Annotated in this window: 10 protein-coding genes; all 10 read right to left on the reverse strand. The window is 47.5% G+C overall.

The window, feature by feature from the left end; all coding sequences use genetic code 11:
* Positions 1-84 precede the first annotated feature (84 nt).
* The 10 genes from AC0LWF_RS06080 to dnaI all read right to left on the reverse strand — a co-directional run bounded on the left by AC0LWF_RS06080 (position 85) and on the right by dnaI (position 14,228).
* A complete protein-coding gene (locus AC0LWF_RS06080) occupies positions 85-2,568 on the reverse strand; it encodes an alpha-mannosidase (protein WP_474650665.1) in 2,484 nt (827 codons plus the stop codon).
* Between the two features lie 28 nt (positions 2,569-2,596).
* A complete protein-coding gene (locus AC0LWF_RS06085; RefSeq protein ID WP_474650666.1) occupies positions 2,597-3,487 on the reverse strand; it encodes a sugar phosphate isomerase/epimerase family protein in 891 nt (296 codons plus the stop codon).
* A 6-nt stretch (positions 3,488-3,493) separates the two neighbouring features.
* Positions 3,494-4,330 (reverse strand): carbohydrate ABC transporter permease, encoded by an 837-nt coding sequence (locus AC0LWF_RS06090; protein WP_474650667.1) that lies wholly within the window; start codon positions 4,328-4,330, stop codon positions 3,494-3,496.
* 16 nt (positions 4,331-4,346) lie between these two features.
* Positions 4,347-5,303 carry a carbohydrate ABC transporter permease gene (locus AC0LWF_RS06095; protein ID WP_474650668.1) on the reverse strand — a complete coding sequence of 319 codons (957 nt, stop codon included), beginning with the start codon at positions 5,301-5,303 and terminating at the stop codon, positions 4,347-4,349.
* A 99-nt stretch (positions 5,304-5,402) separates the two neighbouring features.
* Positions 5,403-6,854 (reverse strand): ABC transporter substrate-binding protein, encoded by a 1,452-nt coding sequence (locus tag AC0LWF_RS06100; RefSeq protein WP_474650669.1) that lies wholly within the window; start codon positions 6,852-6,854, stop codon positions 5,403-5,405.
* Positions 6,855-7,193: 339 nt separating this feature from the next.
* Positions 7,194-8,183, reverse strand: coding sequence for a Gfo/Idh/MocA family protein (locus AC0LWF_RS06105; protein ID WP_474650670.1), 990 nt, complete (start codon positions 8,181-8,183; stop codon positions 7,194-7,196).
* Positions 8,184-8,201: 18 nt separating this feature from the next.
* A complete protein-coding gene (locus tag AC0LWF_RS06110) occupies positions 8,202-9,413 on the reverse strand; it encodes an ABC transporter substrate-binding protein (RefSeq protein WP_474650671.1) in 1,212 nt (403 codons plus the stop codon).
* Between the two features lie 228 nt (positions 9,414-9,641).
* Positions 9,642-11,435 (reverse strand): sensor histidine kinase, encoded by a 1,794-nt coding sequence (locus AC0LWF_RS06115; RefSeq protein WP_474650672.1) that lies wholly within the window; start codon positions 11,433-11,435, stop codon positions 9,642-9,644.
* Between the two features lie 27 nt (positions 11,436-11,462).
* On the reverse strand, positions 11,463-13,085 hold the full coding sequence (locus AC0LWF_RS06120; protein WP_474650673.1) for a response regulator transcription factor: 1,623 nt from the start codon (positions 13,083-13,085) through the stop codon (positions 11,463-11,465).
* A 189-nt stretch (positions 13,086-13,274) separates the two neighbouring features.
* On the reverse strand, positions 13,275-14,228 hold the full coding sequence (dnaI, locus tag AC0LWF_RS06125) for a primosomal protein DnaI (protein WP_474651207.1): 954 nt from the start codon (positions 14,226-14,228) through the stop codon (positions 13,275-13,277).
* Positions 14,229-14,248 lie beyond the last annotated feature (20 nt).

Genomic DNA, 14,248 nt, shown 5'->3' on the forward strand with positions numbered 1-14,248 from the left:
ACAACGATCATCTCCTATTTGCTGATATATAAAACACAAAGAGCCCCGTATCAAACAAATACATACAGGGCTCAATGCAGACTGCTAATATTCAACCAAATTGTTCTCAATTACCTGATCGTTTGCGGATAGCGGTATACGGAACGTCTTGATTTCACATGCCCCGAATTCCACATCCCACTTCCGTCCAAGCATCGGAATCTCGATTGAAGAAGCCGCTTCTTTACCGGAAGTTTCGTAGCAACGGAGAATATAGCCCTCTCCGTCCTCTGCCTTCTTAAACGCGGTCACGATAATCTGATCCGATGAAACGTGAATGCCGGCTAAGCTTTGCGGCAGCGTCCCTTCATGGTACGTCTCCACGATCGACACAAGCGGCACATTGAGCTCATTGGCTTTCTTGACAACCTGAGCATCCTGCCAGCCACCGGCATGAGGCACCAAGCCATATTTAAACTCTTGAACGCCTTGATCCATGAATTCGCACCACTCGTCTCTTACGCCAAAGTGGTCTGCAAATATCGGACTGCGCACGACTGTTATCCTGAGATCGTTATCAAGTACATCCGAGCTGTACTTACTGTCATTCACGACTGACAATCCATACAACTGCGATGTTCCTGGAGTCACTCCAGTCACGTCAATCCATTGCTGTCCCGGTTCTTCTTCGCCGTTGACAGGGCGCTCGAGATGACCATATGGAATTTCGTAGGTTGCTTTAGGCTGCTCCACGTTTACAGGGAAAGAGAGCTTGAGCATCTTATGCTCTTCACGCCAGTCCAATTTGACTTGAACTTCAATCTCGGACCGATCATGATAGAGTATAAAATCTTGGCGCAGTACGGAACGATTATAACGACTCGTCACCCGAAGTCTCGCACGAAGAGGCCCACGTTCCATTAGCCGGATCTCGGCATCTGCGAATTTGGCGATTTCGTTCCGGAATTGGAAGATTCCGTGACTCCACGTATCACTATCATGCTCATCGATGACAACTGGAACAGCTCCATTGCCTGAAAGCACGTCAAGGCCAGACCGTTTGTCAGTCAGCTTCTTGATGTATCCGGTATGCGATTCCAATTCCAACCGGATATAGTCGTTCTCCAGCACATTGTCTTCCGTATGCAGTAGAAGACTGGAAGCTTCCGCTTCCTGCTGCTTATCTCTGTATAACCAGTAGACGCGATAACCGAGCGCAGGAATATCACCCATGAATAACGTATCATACTTGTCATCGGAGCCATTCGTTCTCGATCCTCGCACTCTCTGCGTGAGGATCGGAGTTCCTTTATCGTCCGTGACGCCGGCCACATTCTTATTCACTTGAACAGGCGCTTTAATATCCCAAGAATGCGGGTTGAACACGACTAGTGGAATACCTTTGTCGTCTTGCTCCCATAGCACCCAGTCCTTTTCTTTGCTTAGAGGAGTAATGCCTTCTTTCATCGTATCAATCGACCACGATATTTTTTGAACAGCTGCATTGAGAGTAACCGCAGCGATCTGAAGCGACTCGCCGTAGGCTTCCCTTGCATCTCGGTAAGCTTCCTTAATGCTGCAGCCTCCCATAATATCGTGGAAATGATTGAACATGACATTCTTCCAGCCTTGCTGCAGCTTCTGGTCAGGGTATGGCAGCGAGAGCAATTGATGGGCAATCGTAGAGAACTTCTCCGACGTCAGCAATCGGTGTTCAGCACGCCGGTTATCAGCTTTCGATTCGGAATGAGTCGAATAGCATCCGCTGGCATGGTGCTGCAGATCATCGCGGTGTACAGGAATCGCATCACTATACATTTCGCTCATCTCTGCAAAGTACCGATTAGGCGAACTGAGAACAACGCGATCCGCGCCAAGCTCTTCTTGAAGCTGATGAACCGAATGCAAATTTGCAATCGTCGGTCCGCCACCATGGTTGCCTACGCCATAGAAATTCATATACCCAAGCCCATGCTCATCAGCTAATGCCGCTACAGCACGCGTCTTCTCTACTACGGCATCCCCCGTCTTCCACCAGTTGCCGTAACTGAAAGGAATCCGGAATGTCATCACACGACTGCCGTCAGCGCTTTGCCACCAGAACAAATCGCTATCCATTTCTTTCTCATGCTGTCCTGGACGCATGAACACGTAGTAATCCATACCGCTCTTCTTGAGAATTTGCGGCAGCATGCCATGGTGCCCGAATGAATCGACATTATAGCCGACATTGGCGGTTACTCCGAATTTCTCCATAAAATATCGCTGGGAATACAGGCTATGTCGCGCGAAGGATTCTCCTGACGGAAGATTACAGTCGGGCTGGATCCACCAGCCCCCGACGATAACCCATCTTCCTTCTTTAACACGCTCCTTGATTTCCGCGAACATCTCTGGAGCATTCTCTTCCACCCATTCGTAGTAAGCAGCACCTGCACAAGTGAAGATAAAATCGGGAAATTCCTTCATCCGGTCAAGCGCAGATCGGAATGTCGCCTTGATTTCCGCATAACCTTCTTGCCACTGCCATAGCCAAACCGGATCCAAATGCGCATTGCCGATCATGTGTATGCGAGTCCGTTCAGACATTATCTATTTCCCACCTTCGAACAGATACCTATTTGAAATAAAGAGCCAAATGCTCCTTAGCCTTAATAATGCCTTCTTGCTCTTTCTCGATCGTTCCCCAGAAACGGTGATCCTCAAGCTCGATACCGATGGCGCCTTGATAGCCGAGGCGATCCAGTCTAACCGCTACTTTACTCCATTCCACTGCACCGTGGCCTGGAATTGTGTAACGCCATGAGCCTTCTGAGAATCCGTACTTCGCCCCGAATGTTGCTTGCAGAACGCCGCACTCATACAGCTCATCGGTCAGAATTTCTGTATCTTTACCGTGAACATGATTGATTCGCTCGCCGAATTCTGAAAGCGCTCTTAAATAATCGATTCCAAGGCGCACCATGTGCGAAGGATCGTAGTTGAGGCCGTAGTGCTTGGAAGGGATCGCTTCAAACATTGCACGCCACATCTCCGGTGTACATCCGATTGTCGGATAGTGCGGAGCAGGACCTGGCCAACCTTCAATAGCGATATATACGCCTTCTTTTTCCGCATGACGGACAATTTCAGGGAAGCTATCTTTCCAGATCGCGAAGCTCTCGCTACGCGGTGCTGTATGATCCTCTGGCACAAGGCACATAAACATAGCCTTGCCACCCAGTGAAGCCATCTCCGTTATCTGTTTCTTAACAGATTCTGCTGCCGCTTCCCGACGAGCGTCGTCTTTGCCAAGCAATGCTCCAGTTCCGGAAGCATCAACAGATCCAATGCCGAGTCCGGCAGCATCGAGAATTTGCTTAACTTCTGGATTTAACCGTGGGACATCCAGTGTATCCAGTCCTACAGAAGCAGCCCATGCCGCCGTCTGCTCCAACCCTTGCGCACCGATCTTCGGTGGAATGCGTGTTCCGATTTGCAGCTTAATGACATTCCTCTCCCTTGGCAAATGCTATTATTTAATACCTGTGAATGTGATACCGCGGATAAACGCCTTCTGGACCAAGAAATAAAGAATCATAATTGGCAACGTAATCACTACAAGAGTCGCCATCATCAACTGCCACTCAGCACCGTGCTGAGATTTGAACGCCTGCATACCAAGCATGAGCGTATATTGGCTCTCATCGGACAAGTAGATGAGCGGACCTTGATAGTCCTTCCAGCTGCCCATGAATTGAAACAATGCGATCGTCAGCAAAGCAGGCTTACAAAGCGGAAGCATGATTTGCGAGTAAATACGCAGCTCAGATGCGCCGTCAATACGAGCAGCATCTTCAAGCTCTTTAGGCAAGCCCATGAAGAACTGGCGAAGCAAGAAAATATAGAACGGAGCACCGAATAGCGCTGGAAGCCACAATGGAATGTTCGTTCCTACCCAACCAATATTTTTGAACGTAATGAAGATTGGGATCATTGTCACTTGATAAGGCATCATCATGACAATCAGAGTTGCTCCGAATAACGGTCTTGCCCCTTTCCAAGGAATACGAGCCAAACTGTACGCAACAAGCGGACAAGAGAGCAATACCGCTACTGTAGCGAGACCTGAAATAATCAGAGAGTTGGATAAATATTTGAAGAACGGAATGTAATTAATGGCATCCGGATAGTTACTCCATACCATAACACTTGGAATCCACTTCGGCGGCCAAAGGAACAATTCAGAGTTCGATTTGAGCGATGTGGAAACCATCCATAGAAAAGGAGATAAGAAAAATGCGCCCATTATGATTAGAACAGCATGGGCAAATCCCCTCTGAAAGAACGACATTCTGCTACTTGTCTCCATGAAAGACTTCTCCCCTCTATTCTCTTCCTTGATAGTGGACCCAGCGTTTTTGCGTTGCGAAGATGATCGCCGTTAAGGCGACAACGATGATGAACAGAATCCATGCCATCGCTGAAGCATATCCCATCTTCAAGTAAGCGAAGCCATTCGTGTACAAATACATGACGTAGAACATCATGGAATTGGCCGGAGTTCCTTGTCCGTTCGTGAGTGTGTATGGCAGAACGAAGTTCTGCAACGCGCCGATCATACCCATAATCATGTTAAAGAAGATAACTGGCGTGAGCAGCGGCAATGTGATCGTCCGCATACGCTGCCAAGCATTGGCTCCGTCCACTTGTGCAGCATCATAATAATCCTGCGGCACATCTTGCAGACCAGCCAAATATATAACGACCGCTTGCCCCGTGCCCCACAGACTCATGAGAATCAACGATGGCTTGGACCAGACTTCACTGCCGATCCACGGCGGTCCAGAAATTCCAATTTTATCTAGCCAGAAGTTCACAAGCCCGAATTGCGGGTTGAGCAGCCACAGCCAGATGATAACTGTCGCTATTTCCGGAACTAAGCTAGGAATGAAGAACAGTGTTCTATAAATGCCCTGTCCTTTGATTTTCAAATTCAGAAGCATCGCTAGTGCTACACCTTGCACAATACTCAATGGTACAAAAATAAATGTGTAGTACAACGTGTTAGATATACTTTTCCAGAATACATCATCTTTGAACAATGTCGTATAGTTCTCGAATCCGACAAACTTACCAGGCTCTAGGATGCTGTACGTGGTAAAGCTATAGTAAGCTGACGCTAGTAATGGATAAATATTGAAACACAGCAAGCCCAGAATCCAAGGTGATGCAAACAGCAAACCGAACAGCGCGAGTTTCTTCTCGAACTTAGTAGCTCTCTTACTTTTCGTCTGCACAAGGGCAGCCGTATTATCTTTGGCGGTAGTTCCGACTGTTGCCACTCCCATTACCTCCCTCTATCGGTTCAATTCTGTATAAAGAGAGAGAGGGCGGAATGTCTCCGCCCAGCCCTCTTACTCCTTATTTATGCATGCTTAGGTTTAGCCGCCAAGTTTAGCGAGTTCGCCATCAACGTTCTTCTTAACTTCGTCAAGAAGTGCTTGTGGATCGCCTTTGCCATGGATCGCCAAATCCTGTACGCGCATTGTTTCGTTCCATAGGAAGGAGCCTACTGGTGTAACCGGTCTTGTGAATGCTGTTGGCATCAGATCAAGGAACACTTTCAGGTTCGGATTGTCAGCAAGTTTCAGCTCATCGTTAACAGCTGGCATTGCTGTAATGTCGTTACCTGCGTTAGGACGTTTAGCGTAGCCAAGCGTACCTTCTTTACCTGCTACGTATTTCAAGAACTCAAATGCTGCTTTCTCATGCTTGGAGCCTTTAGGAATAACGTACGACCAGCCGCCTGCCCATGTAACCGAAGGGTATCCTTCAGCTGCTGGCATTGGAGCTACGCCCCACTCGAAGTTTGGCTTGTATTTAGCCAAGTCGTTAAGTACCCAGTTACCATCGAACGCGAAGCCGACTTTACCGGACCAGATTGGGTTCATACCTGTTTGACCCATTGCATCGGAGAAGCTAGTCAGGTTGGCAATATCATATTTCTTCGCATAATCTGCCATCCATTGAAGAGCTTTTACGTTTTGCGGATCGTTAGGAGTCAGGTTGTGGTCTGCATCTTCCCACTTACCGCCCCAGTTCCAAGCTTGTGTATAGAAGAAGCCTTGGTTCATCCAAGGAATGAAGCCGATTGTATCATATTTACCGTTTTTGCCTTTTTTGAAGATTTTCTCCGCCATTGAATCCAGCTCTTGGAGCGTAGTTGGCGGCTTCTCAGGATCAAGACCGGCTTGTTTCATCAACGTTTTGTTGTAGTACATAGCGCGGTTATCAGTACCCCACGGCAAGCCGTACACGCCATCTTTGTAAACGACCTCTGCCCACAGACCTGGGTAGTAGTCTTCAGCTTTCAGTTCGCCGTCAGCGTCCATCATTGCTTTAATATCAGTCAGGGAGCCTTTAGCTGCCCATGAACCGATCAGGAAGCGGTCGAACAATGCAACGTCAGGTGGGTTGCCGCCTGCGATAGCAGTTAGCAATTTATCAGACGCTTGCGTTTGACCTGTCGTTTCCACGAAAGTCATTTTTACTTTAATGTTTGGATGTGCTGCTTCAAAAGGATCGACTACTGTCTTTTTAAAGTCCTTTTGGAAGTCTCCGCCCCACGGGAACCAGAAATCAATTGTAGCTTTTTCATCAGTCGCAGCAGTATTGTCTGCTGCAGCTGTGTTGTCAGCCTTGTTATCAGCTGTGTTGTTTGCAGCTGCTGTGTTGTTAGCTGCCTTGGTGTTTGTGTTCCCATCGGTGGATGCTGTGTTGTTATTACTGCTACCACAACCTGCCAGTGTTAAAGACAGTGCTGTAATTGCAGTTAATGACAATGCTACAAACTTTTTGTTTTTGTTCGTTGCCTGCACTTTTACATTCTCCATCTGGTAACCTCCCTATTTTTACTCGTTCCCGAGTACAACCTTATTGTATGCGTTTTCATTTAATCGCATAATGTGTTTACTTTTGCTTTTAGTGTGTTATTTTTTACTGTTTCTATCTGTTTGGTTACACTATTCGCCCCACTTCTACAAAAAAAGAAATGATTCCTCTTTGAATCATTTCATAGCCCCAATTATATGACATTTCTATCCCCTGAATGACGGGCTTGTCTGACAATAAATGAATGAAATCGGCCCCCTGACGTTAATAAAAAAAGCTGCCGCAATGAACAATGCGGCAGCCTGTACATAAGTCTATTGGATTAAAGATTCCCGTTACAATTATAAGTGGATGACCTGGCTGCCGTTAGCAGCGCTTTTCCAAGCGCCTTCGGTCAAACGAGCAATGCGCAAGCCACAGCTGGATGGCGCTGCCGCTTCGCTAACCTTACCAAGGATCAGATCGACGAAGTCGCGGTTCGGATCACTGGAATCAGGCAGCTCATCGTTCACTTCGGTCAGCTCTCTTTGGCCTTCCTTAGCGACTAGAATTTTACCGTTGCGATACAGCACCGATCCTTTGTCTCCATGGATGGAAAGATCCTCTTGCCAGCCGATGCTTGCGCTTCCGACCACGTTGAAAGAAGCGATTGCTCCCCCGTGGAAACGAACGGTTACGGACGAATCGATATCGACCTCTGTTCCGCGGTTGTCAATTGTAGCCGTTACGGTCTCAGGCTCCAGGCCGCTTACCCACAGCACTACGTCGAGAAGGTGGCTGCCGGAATCGTTCAGTTGCCCGCCGCAGGATAGCGCCGGGTTTTGTCTCCAAGTCCCTCTCGCACCACTCAGCCATGCTTGCGCTTGATAAGCATTAATGTAGTTGATTGTACCGAGTTCACCGCTCTGGATCAAGTTACGGATATAGATAAACTGGCCCATAAGGTGACGCTGGTAAGCAACCGCGAGATGTTTGTTTACTTCTGCCGCACGTGCAATAATCTTCTCGGCGCTCTCGGAGCCGTCAACAAACGGCTTCTCCATCAACACATGCAAGCCGCCGTCCAAACATGCCATTCCTTGCTCGAAATGCATGCTATGCGGCGAGACGATGATTGCAGCATCCGCGCCCGCTTGAGCAATAGCTTCGCGATAATCCGTATAAACCGGCAAATCGCTCAGCTGAGGGAAACGTTCCTTCACTTGGCTAATAGCTCCTTCAGAAGGATCCGCCAATGCCACGATTTCAGCCTCAGGCACTTCCAGAAGCCTTCTGATATGCTCTCTTCCCATTCCGCCGACGCCAATCATTAAGAAACGAACTTTCCCCATTTTGTTTCCCTCCTAAGGTTATTGCTTCAATTTAGCCAATTCGGCATTCACGTTCTTCTTCAACTGTTTGAGCAGTTCCTGCGGTGTACCTCTTCCGTTAATCGCGAGGTCTTGGATCCTGAACGTCTCGTTCCACAAGAATGAGCCGACAGGTGTAACAGGCCTCGTGTATGCTTTTGGCATCTGATCCAAAAACACTTTAAGGTTAGGGTTCCCTTCCAGGTTCAGCTCCTCATTCACGGCTGGCATTGCAGTTATATCATTGTTATCCATTTGGCGCTTCGCCCAGAGCAGTGTACCTTCCTTGCCTGCGACGAATTTAATGAATTCCCATGCTTCTTTCTCATGCACCGCACCCTTCGGGATTACGAAGGACCAGCCGCCGGCCCAAGTTGCAGGCTTCTTACCGCTAGGAGCAGGCATAGGAGCGACGCCCCAGTCAAACTGAGCTGAGTACTTCTTTAGATCGTTCAAGAGCCAGTTGCCGTCGTAGACAAAACCAATCTTGCCCGTCAAGAAAGCATTCATGCCGGTTTGTCCGATTTCGTGGGTGAAGCTGTCCAAAGATTCAATATCGTACGTCTTCGCATACCAAGTCATCCAATCCACGGCCTTCACGATTTGCGGGTCGTTCGGAACCAGCTCTCCATTCTTCTCCCAACTGCCGCCCCAGTTCCAGCCTTGCGTGTATAGGAATCCTTGATTCAACCATGGAATAAATCCAACCTGCTCGTACCTGCCGTTTACTCCCCTCTTAAACATCTTGGCCGCCATTGCGTCAAGCTCTTCAATCGAGGAAGGCGGAACTTCCGGATTTAGACCAGCTGCTTTCATTAACGTCTTGTTGTAATACATTTCCCGGTTATCCGTACCCCATGGAAGGCCATATACTTTGTTCTCGTATTGGGCTTCCTTCCATATCGCATCATAATAGTCGCTAGAGGAAATCCCGGATGCATCAACATACCCGGTCAGGTCTGTTAACGCTCCTTTGAAAGCCCATGAAGCGATTAGGAACCGGTCGAACAATGCTACGTCGGGAGGGTTAGAGGCTGCGATTGCCGTAAGCAGCTTATCCGATGCTTGCGTATTTCCCGTTGTCTCAACGAATGTCATGTTTACTTTAATGTTCGGGTTCCTCTTCTCGAACTCGTCGACTACATTCGCTTTAAATTCTTTCTTGTATTCTCCACCCCAGGGGAACCAGAAGTCGATTGTTACAGGCTTCACGGGGCTATTCCCCCCGCTTCCTGCACCAACGCCCGAGCTCGCTCCACCAGACGATTGCAATACATTATCCGTACACCCGGCAATCAAAGGCCAAACTAGCAGGAAAACGAGAATAAAGCGAGAGCTTAACTTCACCTCCACACTATGGACCTCCCTCAATATTGTATACGTTTCCAACACTCCGGAAAAAGTGGCGGGATTTGAGATTTAGTAGCTTTTTTTGTTTCTTTAATCAACAAGGGGGATAAACATACTAACACAAGTCCCTACGCCAACTTCACTTTCGAGCGTAAGCCCGTATTCCGTCCCATATGTCAATTTAATTTGCGCGTTAATATTCCGTAATGCGAAATTCTCTCTAATATCGGTTTGCTCGAGTGTGCTTCTAATCTGTTCCAGTTGATCCTCAGGTATTCCTACCCCGTTATCCCGTACCGTAAACAATAGTCCGGAATCTTGCTGCGCCCAAGAAATATGAAGCTCGCCTTTTCCTGTCAAGTTCTCAATTCCATGATAGATCGCATTCTCGACGATGGGTTGGAACAGAAACTTTAACACTTTGTTGTACTTGACCGAACGGTCTACAACAACTTCCACTGTAAACTTATCTTCATATCTCGCCTTCTGAATAGATAAGTAGCTCTCCACCAGTTCAACAGCTTCATCTACCGTAACAAACTCTCTGCCATCGCTTAAACTTAGCCGCAAATACTTCGATAAGCCGAAAATCATCGTGCTGATCGTATCAATCTTGTAGATGCGCGAAATCCAGTGAATGGAATCAAGCGTGTTATAAATAAAATGCGCGTTGATCTGCGAGGCAAGCATTTTCAATTGCGTTTCCTTCTTCAAGAGCCGCTGGACGTACAATTCATCAATCAGCTGCTTGATGCGAAACAGCATGACATTAAAACTTTCAAACAAGATGCCGAATTCATCATTGCGGCTGCGGGGGATCTTCACATCAAAGTCCCCTTCCCGAGCCTTCTTCATGTAATACATCAGTGTATACACAGGCCTGTGAACGAATCGTCCCGCGACAAAGGACAAGATGATCGCTACGACGACAAATGCGAGTGCAAGATAAACGGTAAACGTCTTGATCTGCCGGGTATCTTTGACTAGATTCTTCATCGGCACCATGCCGACCAATAACCAGTCCGTTCCTTCCATCTCCCGGTATACGATCAGCTTATCCTCACCTTGGATGCGAGCACTATAAGTGCCTTGAGCATTCTTAGGCAACGACAGCTCCGACAACTCCCTAGGCAGAGTCGTTCCCGGATCTTGCGCGATAATATCGCCAGATCGTTTCATAATGAATGTATTGCCGGAAGTACTGAAATCAATCTCACGGAGTATCTTCTCGATCTCTTCCGGATTAATTTCGTACAGTAGAACGCCGATAACTTCTCCTCGGCCTTGAAGATTCTTAAGCGCTCTTCCGAAAGAATATACGGGCGTATTCTCGTAATTCGGGCTGTTGATCGGCATGAAGGAGTATCCGATTCCAAATCTGACAACCTTCCCATCAGCCTCAACAATTCGGCGGCACCAATCCTGCTGGCACAACGACGGATCTGCTTTAGGCAGCACCGTAAACCCTGTGGATGTAATGATGGAATAACGATATGAGGTATCGTAATTGCCGATGATGTTCATGCTGACCGTATCGTTCTTGGAATTGACCAAATTCGTGATGAAGTTTGAGATCGTAGTCGTATTTCTAACTCGATCGTAATAATCGGTGAAGCCCCCTGTTATTCCCTTCTGAAGGTCTTGATATCCGAGTATCATCTGCGAACGATTATCATATTCTTCCAAGATCATCTGCAATCGTTTTTCCGCTTGTTCGATCGTCTGAAGCGCAATGGACCCAGCATTCGATTGAATTACGGATGTCGATTTCGTAAAGGATAGAAAACCCATTATGGCAACAGTAAGCGACATTGAAACAAAGTAGAGCACAAACACTTTAAATCCAATTGAATTCCAAAAAACTTCGCGCTGCAAAAATCTCATGTTCGCTCAGCCCCATTGTTGTTCTGGCTAGACACTATCCCGGTACTGCGTAGGTGTAAGCCCTACAATTTCTTTGAATGTTTTTACAAAATGCCGGAAATCGTTGTATCCGACCTCATCAGCGATTTCATAGATCTTCATCGTCGTGCCTTTCAGAAGCTGCTTTGCTTTCGTAATGCGCATGCCCGCTACATAACGAACGAACGTCTCTCCTACTTCCTCATGAAACAGCCTACTGAAGTAGGAAGCGTTCACATAAAGGTGATTGGAAACATCCTGCAAAGTGAATTGTCTTGTGAAATGCTTGCCAATGTACTCAAGCCCCAACTCGACAATTCTGGAGCGACTTCCCGTTTCTCGGATTCTCGTGCTCCACTTCAATAATTCATCGACTAGTTGGGTGCTCAAGCTCTCTAATTGGAAGCTGTTCGGAAGCAATTCCTTGAGTGTGCTTCGTTCGACTGCTTCCTCTTTATTAAGGCAGCCTTTCAGCTTGAAGAACATATTGGCCAGCAATATTCGCAAACCTTGAATGATATGCAAAGGCGCATACTTGGGAATAATCCCCTCGATATGCTGTTGGAGTTCTAACGCTGTTTGTTTGATTAATTCGTTGTCACCAACTTTAATCGCATGCGTGACTCGGTTTTCCCATTCTGGACTCGGAACTACCGATGGAATTTCATTATCGGCTCGAAGTGGCGGAAGCTGCTCGCTGTCATAAATTTTGCCCTTACCCTTAAAGAACGAATAGCTGCAAGCATAGACAGCTTCGGTATAAGCATTTGAAAGTTTATCCCATCCAACGTTACGGCTAAGGCCAATGCTTGCGGTCACTTGCAATAATCGGCTGCTCTCCTCAAGCACCTCCAGCAAGACGGAAGGCACAATCGTTTTCTTATCAAAGCCCGCTCCCAATTCCGGTGAAAATACGAGCGCAGCATCTCCATCTTCGTCGCTTAGCTTGCAGAAGAACGAGCGATATCCTTTGCCCTTTAACAATTCTTCGGCGATGTTCCCAATTGCGTAAAGCATAGAGCTTCTGCTGCTCCTCGCTTCTCCTTTAATTCCCCAGTCGTGAACGCGAACAACTGCGACTTGTATTTCTTCAGGATTCATGGACAGCTTCAATGCGCGCCAAATATTCTCCGCATCACCGATGTTCGGGGTGCTTTCCCCCCGCAACAACTGCTCAAGATATCTCTGTCTTGCCAGAGGCATGCTTTCACGAATTTGACCTTGCATTTCCTCGAGGATGCTGGCTTGCTTAGAATCATTCTCCAAGTCTTCCACGCATTTATGAACAATCTCAAGCAGCTCGTGCTCCTCGACCGGCTTCAGCACGTATCCGTAAGCTCCGCATCTTACTGCTTTCTGTGCATATGAGAAATCACTGTAACCACTCATGATGATTACCTTCGTGTGCATCTTCTGTTTATTAATGTGTTCGAGCAAGGTTAAGCCGTCCATACCTGGCATCTTAATATCGGTGATGAGAATATCGGGTCTGCTTCTAGAAAGCCATGTAAACGCTTCCTCGCCATTCTGCGCTTCGCCCCACAGCTCAATACCGTGAGCTTGCCAATCGATGGTCTGTTTCAGCCCTTGCCGAACCCATTTCTCGTCGTCAACGATAAGCATTGAGTACATCAACTGCGCCTCCTCTAAACAATGAAAGGAACCGATCGCTAAATCTATTGAATATATTATATTATATTATTTATCCCGTAAATGATTTGTCGGAAAATGGCACTTTAGTCAAACGATTTCCTTTTATTAATAGAAGCAATAACCTGTACGAAGAGCCGGAAGCTGCTGCTTCCGGCTCTCAAAGTACAGTTAGCGCCCGCGCTTATTATGACCTGTAACATGGACAAGCTCAACATAAGGACGAACGCGATCCATAAGCCGTTGTCCTTTATGAAGCTCATCGCCATCCTTGTTCGTAAAGCTGAAATGCTGCTCCAGCGCATCGAGTCCATAGTTCGACGTATAGAACGTCGGTTTGCGATTCATCCGGTAATTAAGAATGGAACCAAGCACATGATCGCGCACCCATGGGTTCAAATTCTCCGCGCCGATATCATCGAAGATGAGCAGATCGGTCTCTTTCATCAGATCGACGGTTTCCTTCAGCTTGAGCGGCTCCATCATAAGGGACTTCAAGTCTTCCACGAACTCCGGCATATATACGATCGCTCCCGTGAATCCTGCCTTCGCAAGCTCATGAAGCATATAGCACATGAGGAAGGTTTTGCCCGTGCCGAACGAGCCTGTCATGAACAGCCCTTCCTGCTGCAAGCCCTTCTCCTTCGTGATGTTGATATAGCGCATCAATTGACCGACCGCTTTCATTCGCTCTACATCCTTAGACACGATTTCATCCGCGGAATAGCCTTGAGACAGCGCGCGGTCATCTACATAGAAGCTGCGAATCCGGCTGCGAATCTTGTTCTCGCCTTGTTTTGCGAGCAGCTTCTTGCAGGATACTTTGCGGTCATTCAATTGAATAAGCGAACCGTTGCGTTCACAGGACAGCTCCGTATAATGCCCTTCAAAATCATTCGGGCAAGCGTCAAGTCCCGGACAATTCGAGCAGTTGCGGTATTCTTTCGTACATTGATAAATCTTGTTCATATTAAGCCGGATGGTTTCATCATCCAGCTCCGGATACTTATTGCGAAGCAGCCCGACCAACGGGTCAGCCAGCAAATCTTCCATCAGCTTGTCGGCTTGACGCAGCGCATTGCTGCCGCCTGGCATTCGCTTTAACAGGTCGCCTAGCGATTCCATCGCCATATGGGCCTCACCTC

It is taken from the genome of Paenibacillus sp. sgz302114, assembly GCF_056120345.1.

What these genes read in the sequence shown, in the direction of transcription:
- AC0LWF_RS06080 (WP_474650665.1), bottom strand. Translation starts at nt 2,568, where the DNA reads ATGTCTGAACGGACTCGCATACACATGATCGGCAATGCGCATTTGGAT.
- AC0LWF_RS06090 (WP_474650667.1), bottom strand. Translation starts at nt 4,330, where the DNA reads ATGGAGACAAGTAGCAGAATGTCGTTCTTTCAGAGGGGATTTGCCCAT.
- AC0LWF_RS06100 (WP_474650669.1), bottom strand. Translation starts at nt 6,854, where the DNA reads ATGGAGAATGTAAAAGTGCAGGCAACGAACAAAAACAAAAAGTTTGTA.
- AC0LWF_RS06105 (WP_474650670.1), bottom strand. Translation starts at nt 8,183, where the DNA reads ATGGGGAAAGTTCGTTTCTTAATGATTGGCGTCGGCGGAATGGGAAGA.
- AC0LWF_RS06115 (WP_474650672.1), bottom strand. Translation starts at nt 11,435, where the DNA reads ATGAGATTTTTGCAGCGCGAAGTTTTTTGGAATTCAATTGGATTTAAA.
- AC0LWF_RS06120 (WP_474650673.1), bottom strand. Translation starts at nt 13,085, where the DNA reads ATGTACTCAATGCTTATCGTTGACGACGAGAAATGGGTTCGGCAAGGG.
- dnaI (WP_474651207.1), bottom strand. Translation starts at nt 14,228, where the DNA reads ATGGAATCGCTAGGCGACCTGTTAAAGCGAATGCCAGGCGGCAGCAAT.